The sequence below is a fragment of the Rhodococcus sp. NCIMB 12038 genome (assembly GCF_002165735.1).
Classification (GTDB): Bacteria; Actinomycetota; Actinomycetes; order Mycobacteriales; family Mycobacteriaceae; genus Rhodococcus_F.
Genome location: NZ_NHML01000031.1, coordinates 13,294 through 38,528 on the forward strand (window position 1 = coordinate 13,294; position 25,235 = coordinate 38,528).

Sequence of the window (25,235 nt, forward strand, 5' to 3'; positions counted from 1 at the left end):
GAGCCGGGGCGGCAGGGAATCACTTCTGGGCGCTGAGTTTGCGGTACTCGAGCACGTCGTCGATGATTCCGTAGTCCTTGGCCTCGGCGGCCGTGAGGATCTTGTCGCGATCGGTGTCCTTGCGGATCACGTCGGCGTCCTTGCCGGTGTGCTTCGCGAGGGTGGTCTCCATCAGGCGACGCATCCGCTCGATCTCGGCGGCCTGGATCTCGAGGTCGGAGACCTGGCCCTGGATGCCACCGGTGGCCGGCTGGTGGATGAGGACACGAGCGTTCGGCAGGGCGAGACGCTTGCCGGGGGTACCCGCCGCGAGCAGCACCGCAGCAGCGGAGGCCGCCTGCCCGAGGCACACGGTGGTGATGTCGGCGCGCACGTACTGCATGGTGTCGTAGATCGCCATCAGCGAGGTGAACGAGCCACCCGGCGAGTTGATGTACATGGTGATGTCGCGGTCGGGGTCCAGCGACTCGAGAACGAGCAGCTGAGCCATCACGTCGTTGGCCGACGCGTCGTCCACCTGCACGCCGAGGAAGATGATGCGCTCCTCGAACAGCTTGTTGTACGGGTTGGACTCCTTCACGCCGTAGCTCGAGTGCTCGATGAACGACGGCAGGATGTAACGCGACTGGGGGCCTGTAGGCGCCTGGCCTCCCAGGCTGCGGGGATCGAACAGGTTGGTCATCAGTTCTCCAAGGGATGTGTGGGAGCGGTCAGTGAGGAAGCCGGGCTGCTACTGCCCGGTCCCGCCCGCCTGCGCCGCGCGGGAGACGACGTGGTCGACGAAACCGTATTCGAGAGCCTGCTGTGCGGTGAACCAGCGGTCGCGATCCGAATCGGCGGTGATCTGCTCGACCGTCTGACCGGTGTGCTCGGCGATCAGCTCGGCCATTTCGCGCTTGGTGTGCGCGAACTGCTCGGCCATGATCGCGATGTCACTGGCGGTACCACCGATTCCGGCGGACGGCTGGTGCATCATGATCCGCGCGTGCGGGAGGGCGTACCGCTTGCCCTTGGCCCCGGCGGAGAGCAGGAACTGGCCCATCGACGCGGCCAGACCCATTCCGAACGTCGCGACGTCGCACTCGGCGAACTGCATCGTGTCGAAGATCGCCATACCGGCGCTGACCGAGCCGCCGGGCGAGTTGATGTAGAGGGAGATGTCCCGGCTGGGATCTTCTGCCGACAGCAGCAGGATCTGGGCGCACAGCTTGTTCGCGATGTCGTCGTCGACCTGGGTACCGAGGAAGATGATGCGCTCGCGCAGCAGGCGCTCGTACACCGAGTCGCTGAGGTTCAACCCAGCGGTGGCTGAAGTCATGGCGGGACTCTGCAAAGTCTCCAGGTGATTGGAAGTCACGGTACCTGCCTTCTCCGTAAATCGTTGATTGCTGACACAGACACTAACGAAGGAGGGCGGCACCGGAGTCCCGGTGCCGCCCTACTTCGCTCAAAGCGGAAAACATCTCACAGCCGAACGCGAGGGAAACACCCCGCGACCAGCATTACTTCTGGTCTTCGCCCTCGGCGGAATCCGACGCGACCTCGTCCGTGGACGCGGCCTCTTCGGCTTCGGCCTCACCGTTGCCGAACAGTTCGGCGGTGTCGACGGAAGCACCCGAGGTGTCCGTGACGGTGGCCTGCTCGACGACACCGGCGAGAGCCTTGCCACGACGCACGTCCGCGAAGACGGCGCCGAGCTGACCGGCCTGCTGGATCTGCTGGATGAACTGCTCCGGCGCCATGCCGTAGCGCTGCGCCTGGAACAGGATGCGCTCGGTGAGCTCGTCCTGGCCGACGGTGACGTCGGAGGCGTCGGCGATGGCGTCCAGCAGCAGCTGGGTCTTCACCGAGCGCTCGGCGCTCTCCTTGGCATCCTTGTCGAACTCTTCGCGGCTCGTGCCCTGCTCCTCGAGGAGCTTGTTCAGCGCTTCCTCGTCGTGGTCGAGTCCGTGCACGGCGTCGTGCAGCGCAGCGTCGACCTCGGCCTTGACGACGGCCTCGGGCAGCGGGACCTCGACGGTCTCGAGCAGGGTCTCCAGGACCTTGTCGCGGATCTGACCGGCCTGCTCGACCTTGCGGACGCGTCCGACGCGCTCACGGAGGTCGGCCTTCAGCTCGTCGAGCGTGTCGAACTCGCTTGCCAGCTGAGCGAACTCGTCGTCCTCGGCAGGCAGCTCGCGCTCCTTGACGGTGCCGACGGTGACGGTGACGACAGCTTCCTTGCCCGCGTGGTCACCGGCGACGAGCGTCGAGGTGAACTCCTTGGACTCGCCGGCCTTGACGCCGACGACGGCCTCGTCGAGGCCCTCGATGAGCTGACCCGAACCGACCTCGTGCGACAGACCGCTCGCGGTGGCCTCGGGAACGGCCTCACCGTCGACGGTGGCCGCCAGGTCGATGGAGATGAAGTCTCCGTCCTCGACCGCGCGCTCGACACCGGTGAGGGTGCCGAAACGCTGACGCAGCGACAGCAGCTGCTCTTCGACGGCCTCGTCGGTGATCTCGATCGGATCGACGGTGACGCTCAGTTCGCTGTAGTCGGGCAGCGTGATCTCGGGACGGACGTCGACCTCGGCGGTGAATTCCAGGAGCTCGCCGTCCTCGATCTTCGTGATCTCGATCTCGGGCTGACCGATCGCCTTCACCGAGGCGCTGGTGACGGCCTCGGAGTAGCGGGACGGGAGTGCGTCGTTGACGACCTGCTCCAGGACGGCGCCACGACCGACACGGGCTTCGAGCAACTTGGCCGGTGCCTTGCCCGGACGGAAACCGGGGAGACGGATCTGTTGCGCGAGGGCCTTGTAGGCCTTGTCGAAATCAGGCTTGAGCTCCTCGAAGGGCACCTCAACGTTGATACGGACTCGCGTCGGGCTGAGCTGCTCGACGGTGCTCTTCACGGACTGGCTCCTTCGTGTGGTCGTGCTCTTTTACTGTGCGGCAGTTACCTGCCCTGTGGTTCTGGTCGGGGTGACAGGATTTGAACCTGCGACCCTCCGCTCCCAAAGCGGATGCGCTACCAAGCTGCGCTACACCCCGGTCGAAGCCGGCCCTCACCAACCTCGCGAGGACCCGAGGAAGAATCCTACGGCCCCCCGATTATGAAATCCAAAGCGAGGTTGGGTACAGTCACTCATCGCAGACGACATGCATGGCGATCCCAGGTTGTCGTATGCACGGGGATGTAGCTCAATGGTAGAGCCTCAGTCTTCCAAACTGATTACGCGGGTTCGATTCCCGTCATCCCCTCCACACAGGAGCGTTCCCTCCCCAGGGAACGCTCCTTTTTGTTGCGCACGGGCGGTCGCGCACATCCGCCTCGGTATGACATGCGTCACAGGCAATCGAGCGAACGTCGGCCTCGCTCCCGCGCCCGTTCGCCCAGCGCGTAACCCGGATTTCGATCAGTACTCTGGGAGATGTCCGATTTGTCCCCTACTCGCGGATGCCGCAGCCCCCGCAGCCGGCGGTCCGCGAGAACTCCGGAGGCCCACCGTGGAACTGCTACTCATTCTCGTGATCGTGGCGGCGGTCGCCTTCCTGGTGGTGAGGAGCCGCAACAACCGCGCCGGGCAGACCGCGAACCAGCTCGAGGACGCCAAGGCGGACGCTCGCCAGGCCATCGAACGACTCGGCGGGCAGGTGTACAGCCTCACCGGGTCCGACACCGCCTCACAGCAGGCGCTGGCCGACGCGTCCGAGCGCTACACGGCGGCGGGCTCCCAGATCGACCAGGCATCCACCCCCGTCCAGGCGCGTCTCGCCAAGCAGACGGCGCTCGAGGGCCTCTATTACATCCGCGCCGCGCGGACTGCCATGGGCATGGACCCCGGCCCCGACGTCCCGTCGATCGACGGGCAGAAGTCCGCGGGCGCGGTCACCGAGGACCGTGAGGTCGAGTTCGAGGGCAGGCAGGTCGCCGCGTCGCCGAACCCGTCGTCGAGGACACCGAACTACTACCCGGGCGGTCGCGTCGCGGGACGCCCGGTACCCGCGGGCTGGTACTCGGAGCCGTGGTGGAAGCCCGCCCTCGTCGCGGGCGCGTGGGGCCTCGGTTCGATGTTCCTGTTCTCGGCGATGTTCTCCGGGATGGACGGGGTGGGATACGACGCGCAGGGCTTCGAGAGCGGCGCGGGCGACGCGTCGCAGGACGGCGGCGGTGACGCGGGCGCAGATGCCGGCGACGGCGGCGACTCCGGTGGGGACGCCGGCGGCGACGGTGGCGACATGGGCGGGGACGCCGGCGGCGACGGCGGCGGATTCGACTTCGGCGGCGGGGACGGCGGTGGCGGCTTCGACTTCGGTGGCGGTTTCGACTTCTGACGCGGCCGTCAGGACGGCTGGCAGGTCGGGCACCAGAAGAGGTTGCGGCCCTTCATGACCGAGTGGGCCACCGGGGTGCCGCAGACGCGGCACGGCGATCCCGCCCGCCGGTAGACGTACGTCCGGGGGCGGTCCTTCGCGTACGCCGGATCGCCGTGATCGTCCTCGGGGCGGACGACGTGCATCTTGCCGCGTCGCACACCGACCTTCATGAGGGCGACGAGGTCGGCCCACAGCGCGTCCCACTCGTCGCGCGACAGTCCGCGGCCGGGCCGCTCCGGGTCGATCCCGTGCCGGAACAGGACCTCCGCCCGGTACACGTTGCCGACGCCCGCGATCACGGCCTGATCCATGAGCAGCGCCCCGATCGGGGTCTTCGACGCCGAGATGCGTTTCCACGCCTTGTCGGGGTCGGCGTCCTTGCGCAGCGGGTCCGGTCCGAGTCGCGCCTCGATGGCCGCGACCTGCGGCGGGTGGAGAACCTCACACGCCGTCGGGCCGCGCAGGTCGGTGCCGAAGTCGGCGCCGACCATCCGCATCCGGACCTGCCCGACCGGCGGTTCCATGGGAACGGCCGCTTCCGTGAACGCTCCGTACAGGCCCAGGTGGACGTGCACGACCAGCCCGGACTCGTAGTGGTGCCACAGGTGTTTACCCCAGGCCTCGGACTTGACGAGGACGCGGCCGTCGACGAGGGCCGCGTCCTCGGAGAATCTGCCCTGCGGGCTCAGCACCCGCACCGGCGCACCGGCGAACCGGCGCTGATGTAGCCGGGCCAGCCGGTGCAGGGTGTGACCTTCAGGCAAGGACGATCAGGCCTCGGGCAGGGCCGGGGCGACACCGGTCTTCTCGAACTCGGACAGGATGTCGATACGGCGCTGGTGACGCTCCTCGTTCGACCACTCGGCGGCGAGGAACGCGTCCACGATCGCGAGGGACTCCTCGAGCGAGTGCATGCGCCCGCCGAGTCCGATCAGCTGGGCGTTGTTGTGCTGGCGGGCGAGCTGCGCGGTCTCGACGCTCCACGCGAGGGCGCAACGCGCACCCTTCACCTTGTTCGCCGCGATCTGCTCGCCGTTGCCACTGCCGCCGAGCACGATGCCGAGGCTGCCCTCGTCGGCGACGACACGACGTGCCGTCTCGATGCAGAAGGCGGGGTAGTCGTCGAGGGCGTCGTAGACGTGAGCGCCGCAGTCGACGGTCTCGTGGCCCGCGGCCTTCAGATGTTCGATGATCTCGTTCTTACGTTCGAATCCGGCATGGTCGGCACCCAGGTATACGCGCATGACTGGTGATTCTGTCAGGCGTCCGCGCGAATCGTGTCGGGGCCCCGGGACGCTTATCGTGATCAGCATGTATCCCGACAACGGACAGAACTGGGGACAGGCGTATCCGGGACATCGGCAGGCTCCCGCGCAGCAGCAGTGGGGCGGCGGGACGGGATGGAATCCCCCGGCCCCGTTGCCGGGCCTCATGCCGAACGACCGACCGGCCCGGCACTCGTGGGAGATCCCGCTGCTCGTGGCCGCGGTCGTGCTCACCGTCGTCGCCTACGTGGCGGCGATCGCGGCGCTGTTCCTGGGGGTGGTGTCCACCTGGGTGCTCATCGTGTTGGTCGCGCCGATCCTCATTGCCGTCGGCCGCGGCCAGCTGTACGGCTCGCAGCAGGTGAACGGGATCAAGATGACGCCCACCCAGTTCCCCGACGGCTACCGGATGGTGGCGGAAGCGGCCGCACGGTTCGGGATGGCCGAGCCGCCCGACGCGTATGTCGTCCTCGGGAACGGCCGGATCAACGCGTTCGCGTCCGGGCACGGCTTCCGCCGCTTCGTCGTCGTGTACAGCGATCTGTTCGAGATCGGCGGCGAGGCCCGCGAGCCCGACGCCCTCGCCTTCATCATCGGCCACGAGGTCGGGCACATCGCCGCCGGCCACGCCTCGTACTGGCGGCAACTGGGACAGTTCGCCGCCAACTACATTCCCGTCGTCGGGTCCGCCCTGTTCCGGTCGATGGAATACACCGCCGACAACCACGGCTACTGCGTGCGGCCGCAGGGCGCCCGCGGCGCGATGGGCGTGCTCGGCGCGGGCAAGTATCTGGTGAGCGTCGTCGGATTCGACGAACTCGCCGACCGGGCCACCACCGAAAACGGGTTCTTCCCGTGGTTCGTGAATCTGCTGTCGGGCCATCCGGTGCTCACCTGGCGCGCCGCGGCCCTGCGGAACCGGACCCGGCACGGTCACCTGTTCGTCAAACCCGGCCAGATCTACCGCGATCCGCTGCAATTGCAGTACGCGGGCGATCCGGCCGGGCCCGTCACTCGGTGACCGGGACGGGACTCAGTCGAACTGAGGGTCCTCGGTGCGGGTGCGCTTGAGTTCGAAGAAGTGCGGGTAGCCGGCGAGCGCGACCGCGCCGTCCCACACCTTGCCCGCGTCCTCGCCGCGCGGAATCCGCGACAGCACGGGGCCGAAGAAGGCGACACCGTTGACGTGGATGGTCGGGGTTCCGACGTCCGGTCCGACGGCGTCCATGCCCGCGGCGTGGCTCTCGCGCAGCGCGGCGTCGTACTCGTCCGATCCGGCGGCCTCGGCCAGTTCGGCGGGCAGACCGACCTCGGCGAGCGACTTCACGATCACGTCGTCGACGTCCTTGTTGCCCTCGTTGTGGATGAGCGTGCCCATCGCGGTGTACAGCGGCAGCAGGATCTCGTCGCCGTGCTTCTGCGCAGCCGCGATCAGCACACGCACCGGCCCCCACGCCCGGGTCATGAGTTCGCGGTATTCGTCCGGCAGATCCCGGCCCTCGTTGAGGACGGCCAGGCTCATGACGTGGAAGTTCGCCTCGAGGTCCCGCACCTCGGCGGCCTCGAGAATCCATCGCGACGTGATCCAGCACCACGGGCACAACGGGTCGAACCAGAAGTCGGCGACGTCCTTGGCAGTACCGGTGTTCGTCCCAGCGCTCACGTGTTGCTCCTTCTCGGTGATGTACACGATCCGGTTCAGTCAACACCTCCCTGCCGGGAATCCTTCCCGGAGACCCCGCCGGCGGCAGTAGGGTCGGAAGTGGTCGACCCGAAGGGAGCATCCTCACATGTCCTCCACTCGCACGTTCGTCGTCGTCGGCGGTGGCCTCGCCGGAGCGAAAACGGCAGAAGCATTGCGTGACAAGGATTTCGACGGATTGATCATTCTCCTCTCGGAGGAGGAACACCTCCCCTACGAGCGGCCTCCGCTCTCGAAGGAACACTTCGCCGGAAAGAAGGCTCTCGGCGACTTCACCGTCCACCACGGCGACTGGTACCGCGACCATCACGTGGACCTGCGGTACGGCACCACCGCCACCGCCCTCGACCTCGGCGCCCACACGGTGACGCTGCCGGACGGTTCCACGCTCGGGTACGATAAGCTCGCGCTGGCCACGGGTTCGCGGTCGCGTCGCCCACCGATCACCGGTTCCGACGCGGAGGGCGTCCACTACCTGCGCACCATCGACGAGTCGGACCGGTTGATCGCCGCGGTCGGCGGCGGCAAGCGCCTCGTCGTGATCGGCGCAGGCTGGATCGGTCTCGAAGTGGGAGCGTCCGCCCGGGAGAAGGGCGCCGACGTGACGGTGGTGGAAGCCGCCGAACTTCCGCTCCTCGGCTCGCTCGGCCCCGAGATGGGCACGGTGTTCGCGGAACTGCACCGCGAACACGGCGTTCAGCTGCACCTCGGTGCCACGGTCGATCAGATCGTCGTCGACGACGGCAAGGCCACCGGTGTGCGGCTCGGCGACGGGACGGTCCTGCCCGCCGACGCGGTCCTCGTCGCCGTCGGCGCCGCGCCCAACATCGAGATCGCCGAACGGGCCGGGCTCGACGTCGACGGCGGGGTTCTCGTCGACGCCGGATTGCAGACCAGCGACCCCGACGTCGTCGCGGTCGGCGACATCGCGGCGCAACTGCATCCGCAACTCGGCACCCGGATCCGGGTCGAGCACTGGGCGAACGCCCTCAACCAGCCGGCGGTCGCCGCGGCGACGATGCTCGGCCAGAAGGCCGAATACACGCGGCTGCCGTACTTCTTCACCGACCAGTTCGACCTGGGCATGGAGTACACCGGGTACGCCCCGTCCGACGGATACGAGCGGGTCGTGGTGCGCGGCAACCTTCCCGGACGCGAGTTCCTCGCGTTCTGGCTGGACGCGGACAACCACGTCCTCGCAGGCATGAACGTCAACATCTGGGACGCCACCGATCAGATCAAACAACTGGTGTCCTCGACCGCCCCGGTCGATCCCGACCGGCTGGCCGACCCCGCGGTGCCGCTGACCGACCTGTCCGGTTAACACCCCCGGCCCACTCGTGATGGGATGGCAGCATCGAGTTAGAGCACCGCCGCCGATCACGAGGAGACCTCTGTGGCCCCACCGAACCTGACCCGCGAACAGGCAGCCGAACGAGCCGGACTGCTGACCGTCGACAACTACCTGATCGAACTCGACCTCACCGACGGGACAGGTCAACCCGGAGTCGAGACGTTCTCCTCGCGGACCACCGTCACGTTCGGGGCCACCCCCGGCGCGTCCACGTTCGTCGACATCGTCGCTGCGCGTGTGCATTCGGCCACGCTGAACGGCTCCCCCGTCGACGTCGCGGATTACGACGAGTCCACCGGCATCACGCTCACCGGTCTCGTGGAACGCAATGAACTGGTGGTCGAGGCGGACTGCGCGTACTCGCACACCGGTGAAGGTCTGCACCGCTTCGTGGACCCCACCGACGACGCCGTCTACCTGTACTCGCAGTTCGAGACGGCCGACGCCAAGCGGATGTTCGCCTGCTTCGACCAGCCCGACCTGAAGGCGACGTTCGACGTGCACGTCACGTCCCCCGCCGACTGGAAGGTGATCTCCAACTCCGCGACCGTCGAGACGGTGACGGCCGAACCCGGCAGGCACATCTTCCGCACCACCCCGAAGATGAGCACCTACCTCGTCGCGCTGATCGCGGGCCCGTACGCGGAGTGGACCGACAACTACTCCGACGAGCACGGCGACATCCCCCTCGCGATCTACTGCCGCGCCTCCCTCGGCGAGCACATGGACGCCGAGCGCCTGTTCACGGAAACCAAGCAGGGCTTCGACTTCTACCACCGCAACTTCGGCACCCCCTACGCGTTCGGGAAGTACGACCAGCTGTTCGTCCCCGAATTCAACGCGGGCGCAATGGAGAACGCCGGCGCCGTCACGTTCCTCGAGGACTACGTCTTCCGGTCCAAGGTGACGCGGGCGTCGTACGAGCGGCGCGCCGAGACCGTGCTGCACGAGATGGCGCACATGTGGTTCGGCGACCTCGTCACCATGCGCTGGTGGGACGACCTGTGGCTCAACGAGTCCTTCGCGACGTTCGCCTCCGTGCTCTGCCAGAGCGAGGCCACCGAATACACCAACGCCTGGACCACGTTCGCCAACGTCGAGAAGTCCTGGGCCTATCGGCAGGATCAGCTGCCGTCCACCCACCCCATCGCCGCCGACATCCCGGACCTCGCGGCGGTCGAGGTGAACTTCGACGGCATCACGTACGCGAAGGGTGCGTCCGTCCTCAAGCAACTCGTCGCGTACGTCGGACTCGACCCCTTCCTGTCCGGTCTGCGGGACTACTTCCGCGACCACGCCTTCGACAACGCCACGTTCGACGACCTCCTCGGCGCGCTCGAGAAGTCCTCGGGCCGCGACCTGTCCGACTGGGGCACCCAGTGGCTCAAGACGACTGGGCTCAACATCCTGCGTCCCGAATTCGACGTCGACGCGGACGGCAAGTTCACCCGGTTCACCGTGCTGCAGTCCGGCGCCGCACCGGGTGCCGGTGAGCAACGGGTGCACCGCATCGCGGTCGGCGTGTACGACGACCGGGACGGCAAGCTGGTGCGCACGAAACGGGTGGAACTCGACGTCGACGCCACCGAACGCACCGACGTGACCGAACTCGTCGGTGTCGAACGCGGTCAGCTGATCCTCGTCAACGACGACGACCTCACGTACTGCTCGCTGCGCCTCGACCCCGACTCGCTGGCCACCGCCATCGAGCGGATCGGCGACATCGAGGAGCCGCTCCCCCGCACCCTGGTGTGGTCGGCGGCGTGGGAGATGACGCGGCAGGCCGAACTCAAGGCGCGGGACTTCGTCGCGCTCGTGCAGCGCGGCATCGGCGCCGAAACCGAGGTCGGCGTGGTCCAGCGACTGCTGATGCAGGCCCAGACCGCGCTGCACAGCTACGCCGAACCCGGGTGGTCCAAGGAACACGGCTGGCCCGACTTCGCGAACCGCCTCCTCGAGCTGGCGCGGGAGGCCGAGGCCGGTTCGGATCACCAGCTGGCGTTCGTCAACGCGCTGGCGGGTGCGCAGCTGTCGCCGTGGCACACCGAGGTCCTGCAGGAACTGCTCGACGCGGCACCGGAAACGGTCGGGCTGCCGGGGCTCGTCGTCGACACGGATCTGCGCTGGCGTCTCGTCACGGCCCTCGCCGGGGCCGGTGAGATCGACGCCGACGGCATCGAGACGCCGTTCATCGACGCCGAAGCCGAACGCGACCCGACCGCGGCAGGGGCCCGCAACGCCGCCGCCGCCGCCACCGTCCGCCCGCAGGCCGCGGTGAAGGAACAGGCCTGGAACCGGGTGGTCGGCGACGATTCCGTGCCGAACATCACCGCCCGCGCGATCATCGGCGCGTTCGCCGGTCACGGTCAGTCCGACATTCTCGAGCCTTACGTGGCCCGCTACTTCGCGGACATTCCCGCGGTGTGGGAGCGGCGTTCGAGCGAGGTCGCACAGACCGTGGTGGTGGGCCTCTACCCGTCGTGGTCGATCAGCGAGGAGTCCGTCGCGGCAGCCGACGAGTTCCTGGCCGGCGACCGTCCGCCGGCTCTGCGCCGCCTGGTGGTCGAGGGCCGCGCGGGAATCGTCCGGTCGCTCACGGCCCGGAAGTTCGACGCGAGCTGATCGGTGGCCGATCCTGCCGGACTAGTCCGGCAGGATCGGCACACTCACCCCCTGATCCCGGCCCAGCAGAACCGCGCGGGTAACCGCCGCGGAGCCGAATCGGTCGCGGAGGCTGTCGAGCGTGGTGTCGAGCGTGCTGCTTGTGTACGGATCGAACGGCAGCGCCAGTTGCTGCGGGCAGTCGTCCTCGAGGTTGGCCACCGCGACACCGACGAGGGTGATGCCCTTGCTCTCGATCATCGGCATCGCGTTGCCGAGCAGGCCCCGGGCCGTGGTGAGGAGCGTCTGCGTCTGCGCCGACGGTTGCGCCAGGGTGTGCGATCGGGTGACCCGGGTGAAGTCGTCGAACCGCAGCCGCAGCACCACCGTGCGCCCCACCCGCTTGCCGCGGCGCAGCCGGCCCGCCACCCGGTCGACCAGTGTCACCAGGGCGGCGTCCACGTCCTCCCGCGACGTCGGTCTGCGCCCCAGGGCGTGCTGGGCGCCGACGGACCTCCGTCTACGCCCCACCTGCACGGGACGGGGATCGCGCGCCCAGGCGAGCGCGTGGAGGTGGTGGCCCGCCGCCGGTCCGACGATGGACACGAGCAACTCCTCTGGATAGTGGGCCAACTGGCCGACGGTCGCGATCCCGGCGTCGCGGAGCTTGCGCGACGTCACCGCCCCGACTCCCCACAGCCGTTCGACCGGCAGCGGGTGGAGGAACTCGATCTCCCCGTCCGGCGGCACGTGCAGCAGTCCGTCGGGCTTGCCGACCGCGCTGGCGACCTTGGCGAGGAACTTCGTTCTCGCGACGCCGACGGTGATCGGCAGACCCACCTGCTCGCGCACATCGCGGCGCAGTCGCGCCGCGATGTCGACCGGTGCGCCCGCGATCTTGCGCAGACCCGCGACGTCGAGGAACGCCTCGTCGATCGAGAGACCCTCGACCAGCGGTGTCGTGTGTCCGAAGACCTCGAACACCGCCTTGCTCGCGGCGGCGTACGCCGACATCCGCGGGCGCACGACGACCGCGTGCGGGCACAGCCGCAAGGCCTGGGCGCCGCTACTCGCCGTGCGCACCCCGTACGCCTTCGCCTCGTAGCTCGCGGCCAGCACGACTCCTCCGCCGACGATCACCGGACGACCCCGCAGTGAGGGGTCGTCCCGTTGCTCCACCGAGGCGTAGAACGCGTCGAGGTCGGCGTGCAGGATGGTCGCCTCGGCGCCACTCGAGATGCGGGGGCGCGGCGAAACGGACACGAACATATGTTCGCATCGACCACCGACAGAAGTCGAGCGCGGTTCGGCCCCTCGGTCGCCGAGACACCGACGGCCCGTCCCGGTTCAGGAGGACTGAACGGTGACGGGCCGTGCGGACGCCGATCTGTGCGGATCTACGGCGAGGCGATCGCCGCGCTCATCACGCGGATGGCACTGACGAGACCGTCGATGAGGTCTCCGTCGCCGAACGACGACACCGCCGCCGTCGCCCCGAGCTGGGCAACCCGGTCGGTGACCCGGTTGGCCACGGCCCGGCCGCTGCGGATCTCGACCGTCCGCTGGTTGGGCGAGACCGCGATGAGGACGGACCGTTCCGCCTCGGGGGTCGTCGGGAAGAGCGCATCGGCGCCGGCCGCGGTGTTCTCGCCGAGGTCGCCGATGTACGCGTTGAAGCGCACCTTCGTCTTGCGGGTGCCTTCGGTGAGGGCATCGTCGAGGCGGACGAGTTCGTCCGTCGTGAACGGCAGGTCGTCGGTGAAGGGCTCACCGACGCGGTGCACGCCCGAGATGCGACCGCTGGCGGTCACGACGCTGCCGACGGGCAGATTGTCCGCGGATACGGTCGCGGGGATCAGGTCACCACTTGCCACTTGCCGAGCCTCCAATCAGGTCTTCCGAACCGGCGTGCGCGCCGTGGTGTCCGCCGTGATGACCGTGCGTGGTCACCTCGTCGACGGCGCTCCACAGCACCGGCGCATGCGTCCATTCCTCGCCGAGGTGGAACGCGGGCGGCACGGGGCCCGGCGTCTTCTTGCCGACGAACGACATCGCCGCGAAGAAGGCGGTGATCAACGCCGGAATTCCTACGAATATCAGCACTGTCTCGAGAATGCTCACACCGCAAACGGTAGCCCAGAACCGTGCGAAGGGAAGCGTCAGGGCCGAACTTCGCGGAGCGGTCGCGCGGAACGCTCAGGCGGCGCCTTCACCGAGGTAGGGCATCCACGACGGGTGCAGGTCCTTCGTCGACGCCAGCAGTCGCCAGTGCGGGCCCGACGGCGGCACCAGTGAGGCCCGGAGCGTCCAGCCGAGTTCGCTCAGCAACTTGTCCGCCTTGCGATGGTTGCAGGGCGCGCAGCAGGCGACGCAGTTCTCCCACGAATGCTCGCCGCCACGACTGCGGGGAACCACGTGGTCGACCGTCTCGGCCTTGGACCCGCAGTAGCCGCAGCGGAACCGGTCGCGGTGCATGAGCGCTGCGCGGGTCATCGGGACGCGCGCGCGGTACGGGACGCGGACGTAGTTGCGGAGGCGGATCACGGACGGCACCTGGACGGACCACTGCTCGGAGTGGACGACCGGGGCCTGGGGATCCTCGTGGACGGTGTCGGCCTTACCGCAGGTCATCAACACCACGGCACGGCGGGCAGGAAGGGCGGTGAGCGGCTCGTAGGTGACGTTCAGCAGAAGCACCCGGCGCTTGATCCAGAGCGGAACCGCATTCTCGCCCGGGAAAGAAGGCTCGGCGCTGTGCGCGGAGCCTTCGGTGATCACTTGTAAAGCAAACGCCCCTGAAACCCCGGCACTCCGGGCATCAGTGGGCACGAGTTGTCGGTGCGCGCGGGCGCTGTGTCGATTCTTCATGCGACCTCCGGGAGATTGCCACCAAGTGCACCATGAATTGCCTGCGTGCGCACGCCCATTTCCGACAAAAATGCAGGACATTCGGTGAACAGACGGTGACGAAGACCGTTCGCGCCCGCACGTGCACAATGGAAGACGCCATGACTGACGTGCAGCAGACCTTCTATGAGGCGGTGGGCGGAGCGGAGACGTTCCGCAAGCTCACCGCGCGCTTCTACGAGGAAGTCGCCAAGGACGACATCGTGCGGCCCCTCTATCCCGAGGAAGACCTGGGTCCGGCCGAGCGCCGGATGCGGATGTTCCTCGAGCAGTACTGGGGCGGACCGCACAGCTATTCGGACGAGCGTGGCCATCCGCGACTGCGGATGCGTCACCATCCGTTCAAGATCGGCCCGATCGAGCGCGACGCGTGGCTCCGGTGCATGCACACGGCGATCGCGTCGATCGACTCCGGGACCCTCGACGACGCGCACCGCAAGGCTCTGAGGGAGTACATGGACATGGCCGCGGCGTCGATGGTGAACTCCGCCTTCTGAAACCGCCGCGCGCCGATTACGCCGGTCGAGTCGTGGCGGGGACGATCGTTTGGCACGATGGGCGATTGTGAGCACTCCCGCCGAAACGCCCGCCGACGACACACAGCCGGCACCCTGGTGGTCCGACGCCGTCTTCTACCAGATCTATCCCCGCTCGTTCGCCGACGCGAACGGTGACGGTGTCGGCGATCTCCAGGGAGTGCGGGACAAACTCGGCTACCTCGAACTGCTCGGTGTCGACGCCCTCTGGCTGAGCCCGGTCATGCGTTCCCCGATGGCCGATCACGGCTACGACGTGTCCGATCCGCGCGACATCGACCCACTGTTCGGCGATCTCGAGGTCATGGACGAGCTGATCGAGGCGGCGCACGCGCGCCAGATCAAGGTGACGATGGACCTGGTGCCCAATCACACCAGCGTCGAGCACGACTGGTTCCGTGCCGCCGTGGCGTCGCCGCCGGGCAGTCCGGAACGGAACCGGTACATCTTCCGCGACGGCCGTGGCGAGGACGGCGCGGAGCCGCCGAACAACTGGCCGAGCATCTTCGGCGGTCCGGCGTGGACGCGGATCACCGAGGCCGACGGCACACCCGGCCAGTGGTACCTGCACATCTTCGCGGCGGAGCAGCCCGACCTGAACTGGGACAACCCGGAGGTCGTCGAGGATCTCACGAAGACGCTGCGGTTCTGGCTCGACCGGGGCGTCGACGGATTCCGCATCGACGTCGCGCACGGCATGGCGAAGCCGGAAGGCCTGCCGGATCACGACTGGTCCGCCAACGAACTGCTGCACAACTCGGACGACGACCCGCGGTTCGACAACCCCGCGGTCCACGACATCCACCGCGGCATCCGCAAGGTCCTCGACGAGTACCCGGGAACGGTGGCCGTCGGGGAGATCTGGGTCCGCGACAACGAACGCTTCGGCGAGTACATCCGGCCCGACGAACTGCACCTCGGGTTCAACTTCCGGCTGGCGGAGGCCGCGTTCTCGGCGGAGACGGTCCGGGAGGCGATCGAGAACTCCCTGACCGCCGTCGACCAGGTCGGCGGAACCCCCACCTGGGCCCTGTCGAATCACGACGTCGAACGGGAGGTCACCCGGTACGGCGGCGGCGAGATCGGCACCGCACGCGCCCGGGCCATGATCCTCGTCGAACTGGCGCTGCCGGGTGCGGCGTTCCTGTACAACGGCGCCGAACTCGGCCTGCCCAACGTCGACCTGCCCGATTCCGCGTTGCACGACCCGGTGTGGGAGCGGTCCGGTCACGCCGAACGCGGCCGCGACGGATGCCGGGTGCCCGTTCCGTGGGAGGGCACCGAACCGCCGTTCGGGTTCAGCACGGGCGAGCCCTGGCTGCCGATGCCGGTCGAGTGGGCCCCGCTGACCGTCGAGGCGCAACTCGAGGACGTGACGTCGACACTCTCGCTGTACCGGGCGGCACTCGAACTGCGTTCGTTCCGTCCGGAGTTCTCCGGTCCCGGAGTCGACTGGTACGGCAGTCCCGAGGGCTGCTTCGCCTTCCGCAGGCGCGGTGGTCTGATCTGCGCCCTGAACGCCACCGAGGCGCCGATCTCGCTGCCGCCCGGTGAGGTGCTGCTCAGCAGCGCGCCGCTCGTCGAGGGACAGCTTCCGCCGAACGCGGCTGCGTGGCTCATCTGAGCCACGCTCCCCCGGTTGCGGCGCGGGGCTACCGCGCCACCGACAGCGGAATCCCCCCACCACGGTGCCGGTAGATCGACCCGAACCGGGCGTCCACCCGCAGCCACGACGCGGTGGCGCGCACCCGGACCAGTTCCGAGGCGTCGATGCGTTCGAGGTCGATGTCGGCGGTCAACCGATCCGAGCCGGCGTGCGGGACGAACCCCATCGCGGTGAGCGCGAACACCACCCGCATCGGGATGCCGACGGACTGCTCCGCGCCCTCCACCCGCAGCACCTCCTGGTCGAGCAGTGACGCGGGCGGACCGTGGCTGCTGCCGTGCTCCTGCGCCAGCGCCGCACCGCGCTGTGCGAGATCGACCAAGACGCGCGCCGGGACGTCGTCGACGTGGACGAACCCCTCCGTCGGAGGCAGGGCGCCCCGCCACGCCGAATCCATCGAGAACCCCGGATCGATGTCGGCGGCGGTCGCCGCTTCGAGCGCGGCGAGCAGTTGGTCGCCGGCAGCCGACGTGTCGTCCGGGGTGATCGTCCCCGCGATCGTGCGCACCGCGAGCGCGTCGAAACCGGTTGCCGCCCAAACCGTCAGGCGGCCGGGTCCGCGTTGACGGAGGCGGACCACCGTCGCCTCCTCCAACCGGACCACCCGGGTCAGGAAGGTGGCGAGATCGCCGCGCTCCGTCGCGTCCGGGATCGACAGGACGCGCTCATGCACGCTGCCAGCTCTCCAGGTAACCGCGCTCGACGTCGGTGATCCTGCGGAGCCGCTGGGTGTCGATGTCGAACGCCGCGATCTGCGTCGACGCGATGATGGACGGCGCGACCGACACGTCGACACCCTTCGGGCGGACCTCGTAGTTGATCGTGAAATCGACGGCGCGAACCTTCTCGACCCACATCAGGACGTCGAGCGGTGAATCGCTGTGCCGGAGCTGCCCGCGGTAGCGCACGTGCAGGTCGGCGATGACCGCGCCGTCACGCAATGTGACCGTGGGCCGGTCGTCCTCGAACAGCCAGGGAATCCGCGCCTCCTCCAGCAGCGTCACCATCCGAGCGTGGTTGATGTGCTGGAAGACGTCCATGTCCGACCATCGAACTTCGACCTCCGCGTGAAAGCCCTCGCTCAACGTCATACCTCCGATCGGGTGCCCATACCGCGCACCATGCTGCGTACCTGACGCGCCGCCACCGAGAGCGTCGCGAGGTCAAGGGTCCCAGACTCGAAAATCTCGGTGAGAGCGGACCTCGCCCTGGCCAGCCGGGACGCGTTCGTCGACTCCCAGTCGTCGATCTTCTCCTGCGGCGTCTCGTGAGGTTCGCCACCGAGCAGCACTTCCATCGTGAGCTGGCGCAGCGAACTGTAGAGGTCGTCGCGCAACGCGAGACGGGCCAGCGAATGCCACCGGTCGCCACGCGCGAGGGTGGACACCGCGCTGAGCAGCCAGTCGATGCCGAGGTGTGCGTCGAGCTCGTAGTACAGCTCGGCGACCTCGTCGATGTCGCGCTCGGCGATGTCGGCGATGTCGATGATGTCGAGCAGGCAGAACTTGTCGAGGAGCCGGAACACCTCGAAGGCCAGGTCTTCGGGCGCTCCGCGGACGACGAGCGGCCGCACCCGCGTCTCCACGTCGGTGAGCTGATGCCCCCGCACGAGTTGCGGCACCTTCGGCGAGAGGGCCCGGAAGTCGGCGGAGTAGCGGGCGATCTCGGCACCCACCGCGAGGGGCTGGGGCCGATTGGTCAGCAACCAGCGCGACGCCCGGTCCAGAAGCCGGCCCGACTCGAGAATCAGGTCGTCCTCGATGTCCGCGGCGATGTTCGCCGACCGGATCCGCGACCACAGGTCGGGCAGGGCGAAGATCTCGGTCACCGCCGCATACGCGCGGATGGCGTCGGTGCTGCTCGCACCCGCCTCGTCCGCCAACCGGTACGCGAAGGTGATTCCGCCGTTGTCGATCGTCTCGTTCGCGAGCATCGTCGCCACGATCTGCCTGCGCAGGGGATGCGCCTTGATCGCCGTGCGGAACTGCTTCCGCAGCACCGTCGGGAAGTACCGCGGCAGCCGCGGCGCGAACGTCTCGCTGTCCGGCAGGTCCGTCGCGAGGAGGTCGTCCTTCAGCGCAAGCTTCACGTGGGCGGTGAGAGTCGCGAGTTCCGGGGACGTCAGCCCCTGCCCGGCCTGCCTGCGACGGGCGATCTCCTCCTCGGTGGGCAGGGCCTCGAGTTTGCGGTCGAGACCGCGGCGGGACGCCAGGTGCTCGATCTGACGGCGGTGCACGCTCAGCATGGGGACCGCGCTGGTCCGGGAGACACCGAGGAGGTTGTTCTGGGCGATGTTGTTCGCGAGAACGAGGTGGGCCACCTCGTCGGTCATCGACGCCAGCAGCGGATTGCGGTCCTCCCGAGGCAACCCGCCGCCGCTCACCAGCGAGTCCAGCAGGATCTTGATGTTCACCTCGTGATCGGAGCAGTCGACGCCCGCCGAGTTGTCGATGGCGTCGGTGTTGATCCGGCCACCGTTCTGGCTGTACTCGATGCGGCCGAGTGCCGTCACCCCCAGGTTGCCGCCCTCGCCGACCACCCTGGCCCGCACCTCGTTGCCGTCGACGCGCACGGAGTCGTTGCTCTTGTCGCCCACCATCGCGTTGGTCTCGGTGGACGCCTTGACATACGTGCCGATGCCGCCGTTCCACAGCAGATCCACCGGGGCACACAGGATCGCCCGGACCAGTTCCGGTGGGGACAGTTCGGTGACGGTGTCGTCGAGTCCGAGGGCGGCACGCGCGGCCGCGCTGATCGGGACCGACTTGCGGGTCCGGTCCCACACTCCGCCGCCCGCACTGATGAGGCCGGTGTCGTAGTCGGCCCACGACGACCGGGGCAGCGCGAACATCCGGGATCGCTCCTCGAACGACGTGGCGGCGTCGGGATCGGGGTCGAGGAAGATGTGCCGGTGGTCGAATGCCGCCACCAGCCGGATGTGCCTGCTCAGCAGCATGCCGTTCCCGAACACGTCGCCGCTCATGTCGCCGACACCGACCGTGGTGAAGTCCTCGGCCTGGGTGTCGACCCCCATCTCCCGGAAGTGGCGTTTCACGCTCTCCCAGGCGCCGCGGGCGGTGATGCCCATCCCCTTGTGGTCGTACCCGGCCGACCCACCGGACGCGAACGCGTCGCCGAGCCAGAAGTTGTACTGCTCCGCAACCGAATTGGCGAGGTCGGAGAACTTCGCGGTGCCCTTGTCCGCGGCCACGACGAGATACCGGTCGTCACCGTCCCGCCGCACCACCCGGGCAGGAGGCACGATCTCCCCCGACACGTGATCGACGTTGTCGGTGAGGTCCAGGAGACCGCAGATGAACGTGCGGTAGCAGTCCTGGCCCGCCTCGAGCGCCGCCGCGCGGTCGGCCGCCGCGTCCCCCGACGGTGTCGGCGGATTCTTGACGACGAACCCGCCCTTCGCCCCGACCGGGACGATCACCGCGTTCTTCACGGCCTGCGCCTTCGCCAACCCCAGAATCTCGGTGCGGAAGTCCTCACGCCGGTCGGACCAGCGCAACCCGCCGCGGGCGACGGACCCGAACCGCAGGTGCACACCTTCGACGTCGGGTGAGTACACGAAGATCTCGTACTTCGGCCGGGGCTTCGGCAGTTCCTGGATCGAGGTCGGATCGAGCTTGATCGACAGATGAGCCGGCGGCTCCCCGGTCTCGCCTACTACGAAGTAGTTGGTGCGCAGCGTCGACTTGATCAGCCCGAACAGACCGCGCAGGATGCGGTCGGCGTCGAGGCTGACCACGGAGTCGATGTACTCCCGCAGACGGGTGTCGAGTTCGGCCACCAGGTCGGGTGAGGGCGCCTCCGGGTCGAACATCGCCTCGAACAGTTCGACGAGCGTGTACGCCGACCGGGGATTGGCCAGCGCAACCCCCTCGATGTGGAACTGACTGTACGGAAAACCCGCCTGGCGCAAATACTTTGCGTACGCACGCAGGATCACGGCCTGCCGCCACGACACTCCCGCCCGCAGGATCAGCTCGTTGAAGCGGTCGGCCTCCGCCCGCCCGAACCAGACCGCGGTGAACGCCTCCGTGAACCGTTCCTGAAGCTTCGGTTCGGCCGCGGACGCCTCCTCGGCGGCGAGTTCGGCATCGAGGTCGTCCTCCACCGAGGAGCGGAGCAACTCAGCGGGCACCGACAACCCGAAATCGTAGATCCAGCACGTCAACCCGTCGGGCCGCGGAATCTGGTAGGGGCGTTCGTCAAGGACCTCCACGCCCAGGCTCTGCAGCACCGGAAGCACCTGGCTCAGCGAAATACCGTCGCCGCCCACATACAGGGTGAACCGCCAGTGCCCGACCTCCGCCCCACGGTCGCGGTACAGCAGCAGGTCGATGGAGCCGCCTTCGAGCGCCTCCAGCCTCGCGAGATCCGACAACGCCCGGGTGGCGTCGAAATCCTCCTTGTACCCCTCGGGCAGCACGTCGGCATAACGCTGCGCCAGAATGGGATCCACACCGGCGGTGACCGGCAACAGGTCCCCGAGGTGATCGTCCCAGCTGCGGCTCGCCTCGGCCAGCATCGCCTGGACCCGTTCGCGGTCGGCGTCCGACAGGTCGAGCAGCGACCCCCTGTGTTCGATGTTCTTGCGGATCGTCACGTGCAGCAACGCCAGGTCGGACTCCGTGACGCGTGCGGTGTATTCCAAAGTGCCGCCGCCGAATTCCCGCAGCAGGATGTCCTGCATGGCGAGCCGGACCCGGGTGGTGTACCGATCCCGGGGCAGGTAGATCAGGCAGGAGACGAACCGTCCGAGAAAGTCCTCGCGCACGAACAGGCGCACCTGGCGCCTGAGCCCGATGCTGTGCACGGCCGTCACCGTGTCGAACAGGGTGTCCGCGTCACTCGAGAACAGTTCGGTGCGCGGGAACGACTGGATGACCTCCAGCATCGCCTGCCCCGAATACGAGTTCAGCTGGAACCCCGCCCGGTCGATCACCTTGCGTACCCGGCGAGCGATCACCGGAATGTCGAGGACGTTCTCGTGCAGCGCCGTGACGGTGAAGACGCCGAGGAAGCGGTGCTCACCGGTGATGTTGCCGTTCGCGTCGAGGATGCTCACACCGACGAAGAACGGGTAGACCGAGCGGTGCACGGTCGCGGGGAACGAGCCCTGCGTGAGCACGAGCAGGGGTCGGTCGGGGATCTCGGCGGCCGGCGGCAGACTCAGCGGGCCCTCGGTGACCGTGTCGGAGCGCAGCAGTCCGAGACCACTGCCCGGCACCACCTGCAGGCTCCGGGCGCCGGAATCGTCCGGCTCCCCCAGTTCGAAACGACGGTACCCGAGCGCCGCGTAGTTGCCCTGCGACATCCACCGCAGCAGGTCGGCGCAGTCCTCCAGGTCGTTCTTCGACACACCGGGACAGGGTGCTGACGCCTCGAGTTCGTCGGCCAGCGTCCGCTCGAGCTTGCGCATGATGTCGGTGTCCCGTACCACCTGGCGCACGTCGGCCAGGACGGTGCCGACCTCCTTCTCGAGCGTGTCGAGCACCGCGGAGTCGGCACGCGGATCGAGTTGGACGTGGATCCACGACTCGGACATACCGTCCTCGTCGGCATCCTTGGCCTTGTCTCCCATGAGGATTCCGCGCAATGCGCCGATCGGATCACGCTGCACCGACACGATCGGGTGCACGAACTCGCTGATCCCGATGCCGAGCCGGTTCAGCAGTGCGGTGATCGATTCGACGAGCAGCGGCATGTCGTCCGTGACGATCTGCAGGGACGCACCGAGTTCGCGCCCGTCTCCCGGCCGGTAGACCCGGGTGATCGCGCGCTCCGGGGGCCGATGCAGGGCCAGCGTCAGATGCGCGCCGAGCACGGCGTCGGAAGCGCCGTTGACGGCGCTCTCGCTGTCACCGCGATCGACGTGCCGGAAGTACACGGCTGCGAGAGTCGGCACCTGAGACCGGAGACCTTCGGGCAAATTCCGCGCCCACTCCGCATCTTTCAGTGCTGCCGATTCCGTCATCGGGGCTCACTTCCTCTTCGTTCCGATCGCCGCGGGCAACTCTCTCGAGACTAGCCCGCGGCGATGGGGACAGAGGGTGAACTTCGGGCACCCCGCGTGCCGGATCCGTCAGCCGGTGGTCACCGGCGCGAGGTACTTCTCGAGCCCGTCGCGTTCCGCCTCGGACAGCGGACGCGACCGTTCGGTCTTCACGTCGAACGCCACCATCAGGGCGTCGCCCGTCGCGCAGTGGACGCCGTCGCGGTTCGTGACGACGTGCCGGATCGTGTACGACGAATTGCCGACATGGAGCACCGACACGTCGATCGTCAGCGGACCGGAGGCGTCGGTGACGGGACGCAGGAATTCCACGTCCATCTTGCGCACCACCATCGCACCGGGCTGCGCGCCGGCGGCGCGCAGTTCGGCGGTCAGGAATGCGATCCGCGCTTCCTGCATGTACTCCATGAAGCGGGTGTTGTTGACGTGACCCAGGCGGTCGGAGTCACCCCACCGGACCTGGATCTCGTACGTGAAGGCCTGCTGCCCCACCAGGTCAGTCCCTCGTGAGCTTGCGGTGCGTGACGCGGTGCGGACGTGCCGCATCCGGTCCGAGCCGCTCGACCTTGTTGGCCTCGTAGCCCTCGAAGTTGCCCTCGTACCAGTACCAGGCAGCCTCGTTGTCGCCGAAGCCGCCCTCCCAAGCGAGGATGTGCGTGCAGGTCCGGTCGAGGAACCAGCGGTCGTGGGAGATCACGACGGCGCAGCCGGGGAACTGTTCGAGCGCGTTCTCCAGCGAACCGAGGGTTTCGACGTCGAGGTCGTTGGTCGGTTCGTCGAGCAGGATCAGGTTTCCGCCCTGCTTGAGCGTCATCGCGAGGTTCAGGCGGTTGCGCTCACCACCGGACAGCACGCCCGCCGGCTTCTGCTGATCGTGGCCCTTGAACCCGAACGAGCTGATGTAGGCGCGCGACGGCATCTCCGTCTGGCCGACCACGATGTGATCGAGACCGTCGGACACGACCTCCCACACCGTCTTGTCGGGGTCGATGCCGGTGCGGTTCTGGTCGACGTAGCTGAGCTTGACGGTCTGACCGATCTTCACCTCGCCCGCGTCCGGCTCCTCGAGCCCGACGACGGTCTTGAACAGCGTGGTCTTACCGACACCGTTGGGGCCGATCACGCCGACGATGCCGTTACGCGGCAGGGTGAACGACAGGTCCTTGATCAGGACCCGGCCGTCGAAGCCCTTGTCGAGGTTCGACACCTCCACCACCACGTCGCCGAGGCGCGGCGGCGCGGGAATCTGGATCTCGTCGAAGTCGAGCTTGCGGGTCTTCTCGGCCTCGTTGGCCATTTCCTCGTAGCGGTCGAGGCGGGCCTTGTTCTTGGCCTGACGGGCCTTCGCTCCCGAACGGACCCAGGCCAGCTCCTCCTTGAGGCGCTTCTGCAGCTTCTGGTCCTTCTTGCCCTGGACCTCGAGCCGGGCGGCCTTCTGCTCCAGGTAGGTGGAGTAGTTGCCTTCGTACGGGTACAGGCGGCCGCGGTCGACCTCACAGATCCACTGGGCGACGTGGTCGAGGAAGTACCGGTCGTGGGTGACGGCCAGGATCGCACCCGGGTAGGCGGCGAGGTGCTGCTCCAGCCACAGGACGCTCTCCGCGTCGAGGTGGTTGGTCGGCTCGTCGAGCAGCAGCAGGTCGGGCTTGCTGAGCAGCAGCTTGCAGAGGGCGACGCGGCGCTTCTCACCACCGGAGAGGTGAGTGACCATGTCCTCCGGCGGCGGACAACGCAGTGCGTCCATCGCCTGCTCCAGCTGGGAATCGATCTCCCACGCGTCGGCATGGTCGAGCTTCTCCTGGAGCTCGCCCATCTCCTCCATCAGCTCGTCGGAGTAGTCGGTTGCCATCAGCTCGGCGATCTCGTTGTACCGCTTGAGCTGGACCATGGTTTCACCCATGCCCTCTTCGACGTTCTCGCGAACGGTCTTCGTCTCGTCCAGGTGCGGTTCCTGCATGAGGATCCCGACGGTGGCACCGGGAGCGATGAACGCTTCACCGTTGCCCGGCTGATCCAGCCCCGCCATGATCTTGAGGATGCTGGACTTACCCGCGCCGTTCGGGCCGACCACACCGATCTTGGCGCCGGGGTAGAAGCTCATCGTGACGTCATCGAGGATGACCTTGTCACCGTGCGCCTTGCGCACCTTCTTCATCGTGTAAATGAACTCAGCCATGGGGCCAGCCTAATGGTGAGGCGCGACGAACCCACATCGCGGAGGGTCGGGGACGTGATCGGGGGCTTCCCGGGAAGATGCTGCGGGCACCGGCGCCGGGAACGCAGAGGTCGGCGCCGATACCCGCAGGTGCGCTACGCGACGAGGGACCGGGTGGCCACCTCTTCGGTCGCCGGGTTCCCCGCACCACCGTCGGTCGTTCTCGGCGTGCGCTCGAGCACGACCGTGCACCGGGCCAGGTCCGGTCCGATCGCGGTGGCACTCAACTCCAGGTCGGAACGGGCTACGCCGTCGCGGGTGGTGTATTCGGTTGTGCGCAACTCGCCCGTCACGAGGACGGGGTCGCCCTTCGTGATCGAGGCGACGACGCCGGCCATCAGCCGGCGCCTGCAGGTCACCGTGAGGTAGAGCGTGCTCCCGTCACGCCACTCCCCCGTCGCGTGGTCTCGGCGCCGGACCGTGCTCGCCATCCGGAAACTGAGGAACTCGTCACCGGCCGCATTCGACCGGGTGACCGGGCTGGTGATGACCGTTCCGACGACGGTGCCGTGCGTTTCGTACATGACGTCTACCCCCTGTGAGTGCGGCAAGGTGCCTTCACTCACAGCGTGCCGTCCGGCGGCGTCGTTTTCGGCCTG

22 protein-coding genes and 2 tRNA genes are annotated in these 25,235 nt (G+C 68.0%); 7 read left to right on the top strand and 17 right to left on the bottom strand.

What is annotated here, in order from left to right; translation table 11 throughout:
* Window positions 1–19: 19 nt before the first annotated feature.
* The 4 genes from CA951_RS33665 to CA951_RS33680 form a co-directional block, all read right to left on the bottom strand.
* Window positions 20–682: an ATP-dependent Clp protease proteolytic subunit gene (locus CA951_RS33665; protein WP_087561009.1), complete on the bottom strand. Its 663-nt coding sequence runs from the start codon at window positions 680–682 to the stop codon at window positions 20–22.
* 48 nt (window positions 683–730) lie between these two features.
* Window positions 731–1,318 carry an ATP-dependent Clp protease proteolytic subunit gene (locus CA951_RS33670; protein ID WP_011594411.1) on the bottom strand — a complete coding sequence of 196 codons (588 nt, stop codon included), beginning with the start codon at window positions 1,316–1,318 and terminating at the stop codon, window positions 731–733.
* Between the two features lie 184 nt (window positions 1,319–1,502).
* Window positions 1,503–2,897: a trigger factor gene (tig, locus tag CA951_RS33675; RefSeq protein WP_087561010.1), complete on the bottom strand. Its 1,395-nt coding sequence runs from the start codon at window positions 2,895–2,897 to the stop codon at window positions 1,503–1,505.
* Between the two features lie 62 nt (window positions 2,898–2,959).
* Window positions 2,960–3,036: transfer RNA gene (locus CA951_RS33680), tRNA-Pro, on the bottom strand.
* A 139-nt stretch (window positions 3,037–3,175) separates the two neighbouring features.
* On the opposite strand from CA951_RS33680, the gene CA951_RS33685 reads away from it, so the two are divergent.
* Window positions 3,176–3,249, top strand: a tRNA-Gly gene (locus tag CA951_RS33685).
* Between the two features lie 243 nt (window positions 3,250–3,492).
* Window positions 3,493–4,320, top strand: coding sequence for a hypothetical protein (locus CA951_RS33690; RefSeq protein ID WP_087561011.1), 828 nt, complete (start codon window positions 3,493–3,495; stop codon window positions 4,318–4,320).
* An 8-nt stretch (window positions 4,321–4,328) separates the two neighbouring features.
* Here CA951_RS33690 and CA951_RS33695 read toward each other — a convergent pair whose 3' ends face one another.
* Window positions 4,329–5,126, bottom strand: a complete 798-nt coding sequence (locus CA951_RS33695; RefSeq protein ID WP_087561012.1) for an Fpg/Nei family DNA glycosylase — start codon at window positions 5,124–5,126, stop codon at window positions 4,329–4,331.
* A gap of 6 nt (window positions 5,127–5,132) precedes the next feature.
* Complete coding sequence (locus CA951_RS33700) at window positions 5,133–5,606, bottom strand: ribose-5-phosphate isomerase (RefSeq protein WP_005248193.1); 474 nt, start codon at window positions 5,604–5,606, stop codon at window positions 5,133–5,135.
* 67 nt (window positions 5,607–5,673) lie between these two features.
* On the opposite strand from CA951_RS33700, the gene CA951_RS33705 reads away from it, so the two are divergent.
* Window positions 5,674–6,648, top strand: coding sequence for a M48 family metallopeptidase (locus tag CA951_RS33705; protein WP_087561013.1), 975 nt, complete (start codon window positions 5,674–5,676; stop codon window positions 6,646–6,648).
* 12 nt (window positions 6,649–6,660) lie between these two features.
* Here the strand turns inward: CA951_RS33705 and CA951_RS33710 are convergent, their stop codons facing one another.
* Window positions 6,661–7,317: a DsbA family protein gene (locus CA951_RS33710; protein ID WP_373414756.1), complete on the bottom strand. Its 657-nt coding sequence runs from the start codon at window positions 7,315–7,317 to the stop codon at window positions 6,661–6,663.
* Window positions 7,318–7,417: 100 nt separating this feature from the next.
* On the opposite strand from CA951_RS33710, the gene CA951_RS33715 reads away from it, so the two are divergent.
* Together CA951_RS33715 and pepN are read left to right on the top strand one after the other, a co-directional pair.
* Window positions 7,418–8,653 (top strand): NAD(P)/FAD-dependent oxidoreductase, encoded by a 1,236-nt coding sequence (locus CA951_RS33715; protein WP_087561014.1) that lies wholly within the window; start codon window positions 7,418–7,420, stop codon window positions 8,651–8,653.
* 72 nt (window positions 8,654–8,725) lie between these two features.
* Complete coding sequence (gene pepN, locus CA951_RS33720; RefSeq protein WP_087561015.1) at window positions 8,726–11,305, top strand: aminopeptidase N; 2,580 nt, start codon at window positions 8,726–8,728, stop codon at window positions 11,303–11,305.
* 21 nt (window positions 11,306–11,326) lie between these two features.
* On the opposite strand, the gene dinB is transcribed toward pepN, so the two are convergent.
* The 4 genes from dinB to CA951_RS33740 form a co-directional block, all read right to left on the bottom strand.
* Window positions 11,327–12,553: a DNA polymerase IV gene (gene dinB / locus CA951_RS33725; protein WP_087561016.1), complete on the bottom strand. Its 1,227-nt coding sequence runs from the start codon at window positions 12,551–12,553 to the stop codon at window positions 11,327–11,329.
* A 128-nt stretch (window positions 12,554–12,681) separates the two neighbouring features.
* The gene (locus CA951_RS33730; protein ID WP_087561017.1) at window positions 12,682–13,158 is read right to left on the bottom strand and encodes a DUF5130 domain-containing protein; all 477 of its coding nucleotides are present in this window, start codon (window positions 13,156–13,158) and stop codon (window positions 12,682–12,684) included.
* The gene (locus CA951_RS33735) at window positions 13,145–13,405 is read right to left on the bottom strand and encodes a hypothetical protein (protein WP_012688329.1); all 261 of its coding nucleotides are present in this window, start codon (window positions 13,403–13,405) and stop codon (window positions 13,145–13,147) included. The genes CA951_RS33730 and CA951_RS33735 overlap by 14 nt, the downstream gene beginning before the upstream one ends.
* Window positions 13,406–13,480: 75 nt before the next feature.
* Window positions 13,481–14,152 (bottom strand): HNH endonuclease, encoded by a 672-nt coding sequence (locus CA951_RS33740; RefSeq protein WP_179220415.1) that lies wholly within the window; start codon window positions 14,150–14,152, stop codon window positions 13,481–13,483.
* Between the two features lie 140 nt (window positions 14,153–14,292).
* On the opposite strand from CA951_RS33740, the gene CA951_RS33745 reads away from it, so the two are divergent.
* Both CA951_RS33745 and CA951_RS33750 read left to right on the top strand, forming a co-directional pair.
* Complete coding sequence (locus CA951_RS33745; protein ID WP_087561080.1) at window positions 14,293–14,688, top strand: globin; 396 nt, start codon at window positions 14,293–14,295, stop codon at window positions 14,686–14,688.
* Between the two features lie 67 nt (window positions 14,689–14,755).
* Window positions 14,756–16,351 carry a glycoside hydrolase family 13 protein gene (locus CA951_RS33750; protein ID WP_087561019.1) on the top strand — a complete coding sequence of 532 codons (1,596 nt, stop codon included), beginning with the start codon at window positions 14,756–14,758 and terminating at the stop codon, window positions 16,349–16,351.
* A 28-nt stretch (window positions 16,352–16,379) separates the two neighbouring features.
* Here the strand turns inward: CA951_RS33750 and CA951_RS33755 are convergent, their stop codons facing one another.
* The 6 genes from CA951_RS33755 to CA951_RS33780 form a co-directional block, all read right to left on the bottom strand.
* Window positions 16,380–17,066: a hypothetical protein gene (locus CA951_RS33755; RefSeq protein ID WP_087561020.1), complete on the bottom strand. Its 687-nt coding sequence runs from the start codon at window positions 17,064–17,066 to the stop codon at window positions 16,380–16,382.
* Window positions 17,059–17,484, bottom strand: a complete 426-nt coding sequence (locus tag CA951_RS33760) for a thioesterase family protein (RefSeq protein ID WP_012688334.1) — start codon at window positions 17,482–17,484, stop codon at window positions 17,059–17,061. Before CA951_RS33760 ends, CA951_RS33755 begins: the two co-directional genes overlap by 8 nt.
* Entirely contained in the window at window positions 17,481–22,382 is a 4,902-nt protein-coding gene (locus tag CA951_RS33765) for an NAD-glutamate dehydrogenase (protein WP_087561021.1), read from the bottom strand. Before CA951_RS33765 ends, CA951_RS33760 begins: the two co-directional genes overlap by 4 nt.
* A gap of 108 nt (window positions 22,383–22,490) precedes the next feature.
* Window positions 22,491–22,913, bottom strand: coding sequence for a thioesterase family protein (locus CA951_RS33770; protein ID WP_087561022.1), 423 nt, complete (start codon window positions 22,911–22,913; stop codon window positions 22,491–22,493).
* Between the two features lie 4 nt (window positions 22,914–22,917).
* Window positions 22,918–24,597 carry an energy-dependent translational throttle protein EttA gene (ettA, locus tag CA951_RS33775; RefSeq protein ID WP_072947065.1) on the bottom strand — a complete coding sequence of 560 codons (1,680 nt, stop codon included), beginning with the start codon at window positions 24,595–24,597 and terminating at the stop codon, window positions 22,918–22,920.
* A gap of 134 nt (window positions 24,598–24,731) precedes the next feature.
* Window positions 24,732–25,160, bottom strand: a complete 429-nt coding sequence (locus CA951_RS33780) for a single-stranded DNA-binding protein (protein ID WP_087561023.1) — start codon at window positions 25,158–25,160, stop codon at window positions 24,732–24,734.
* Window positions 25,161–25,235 lie beyond the last annotated feature (75 nt).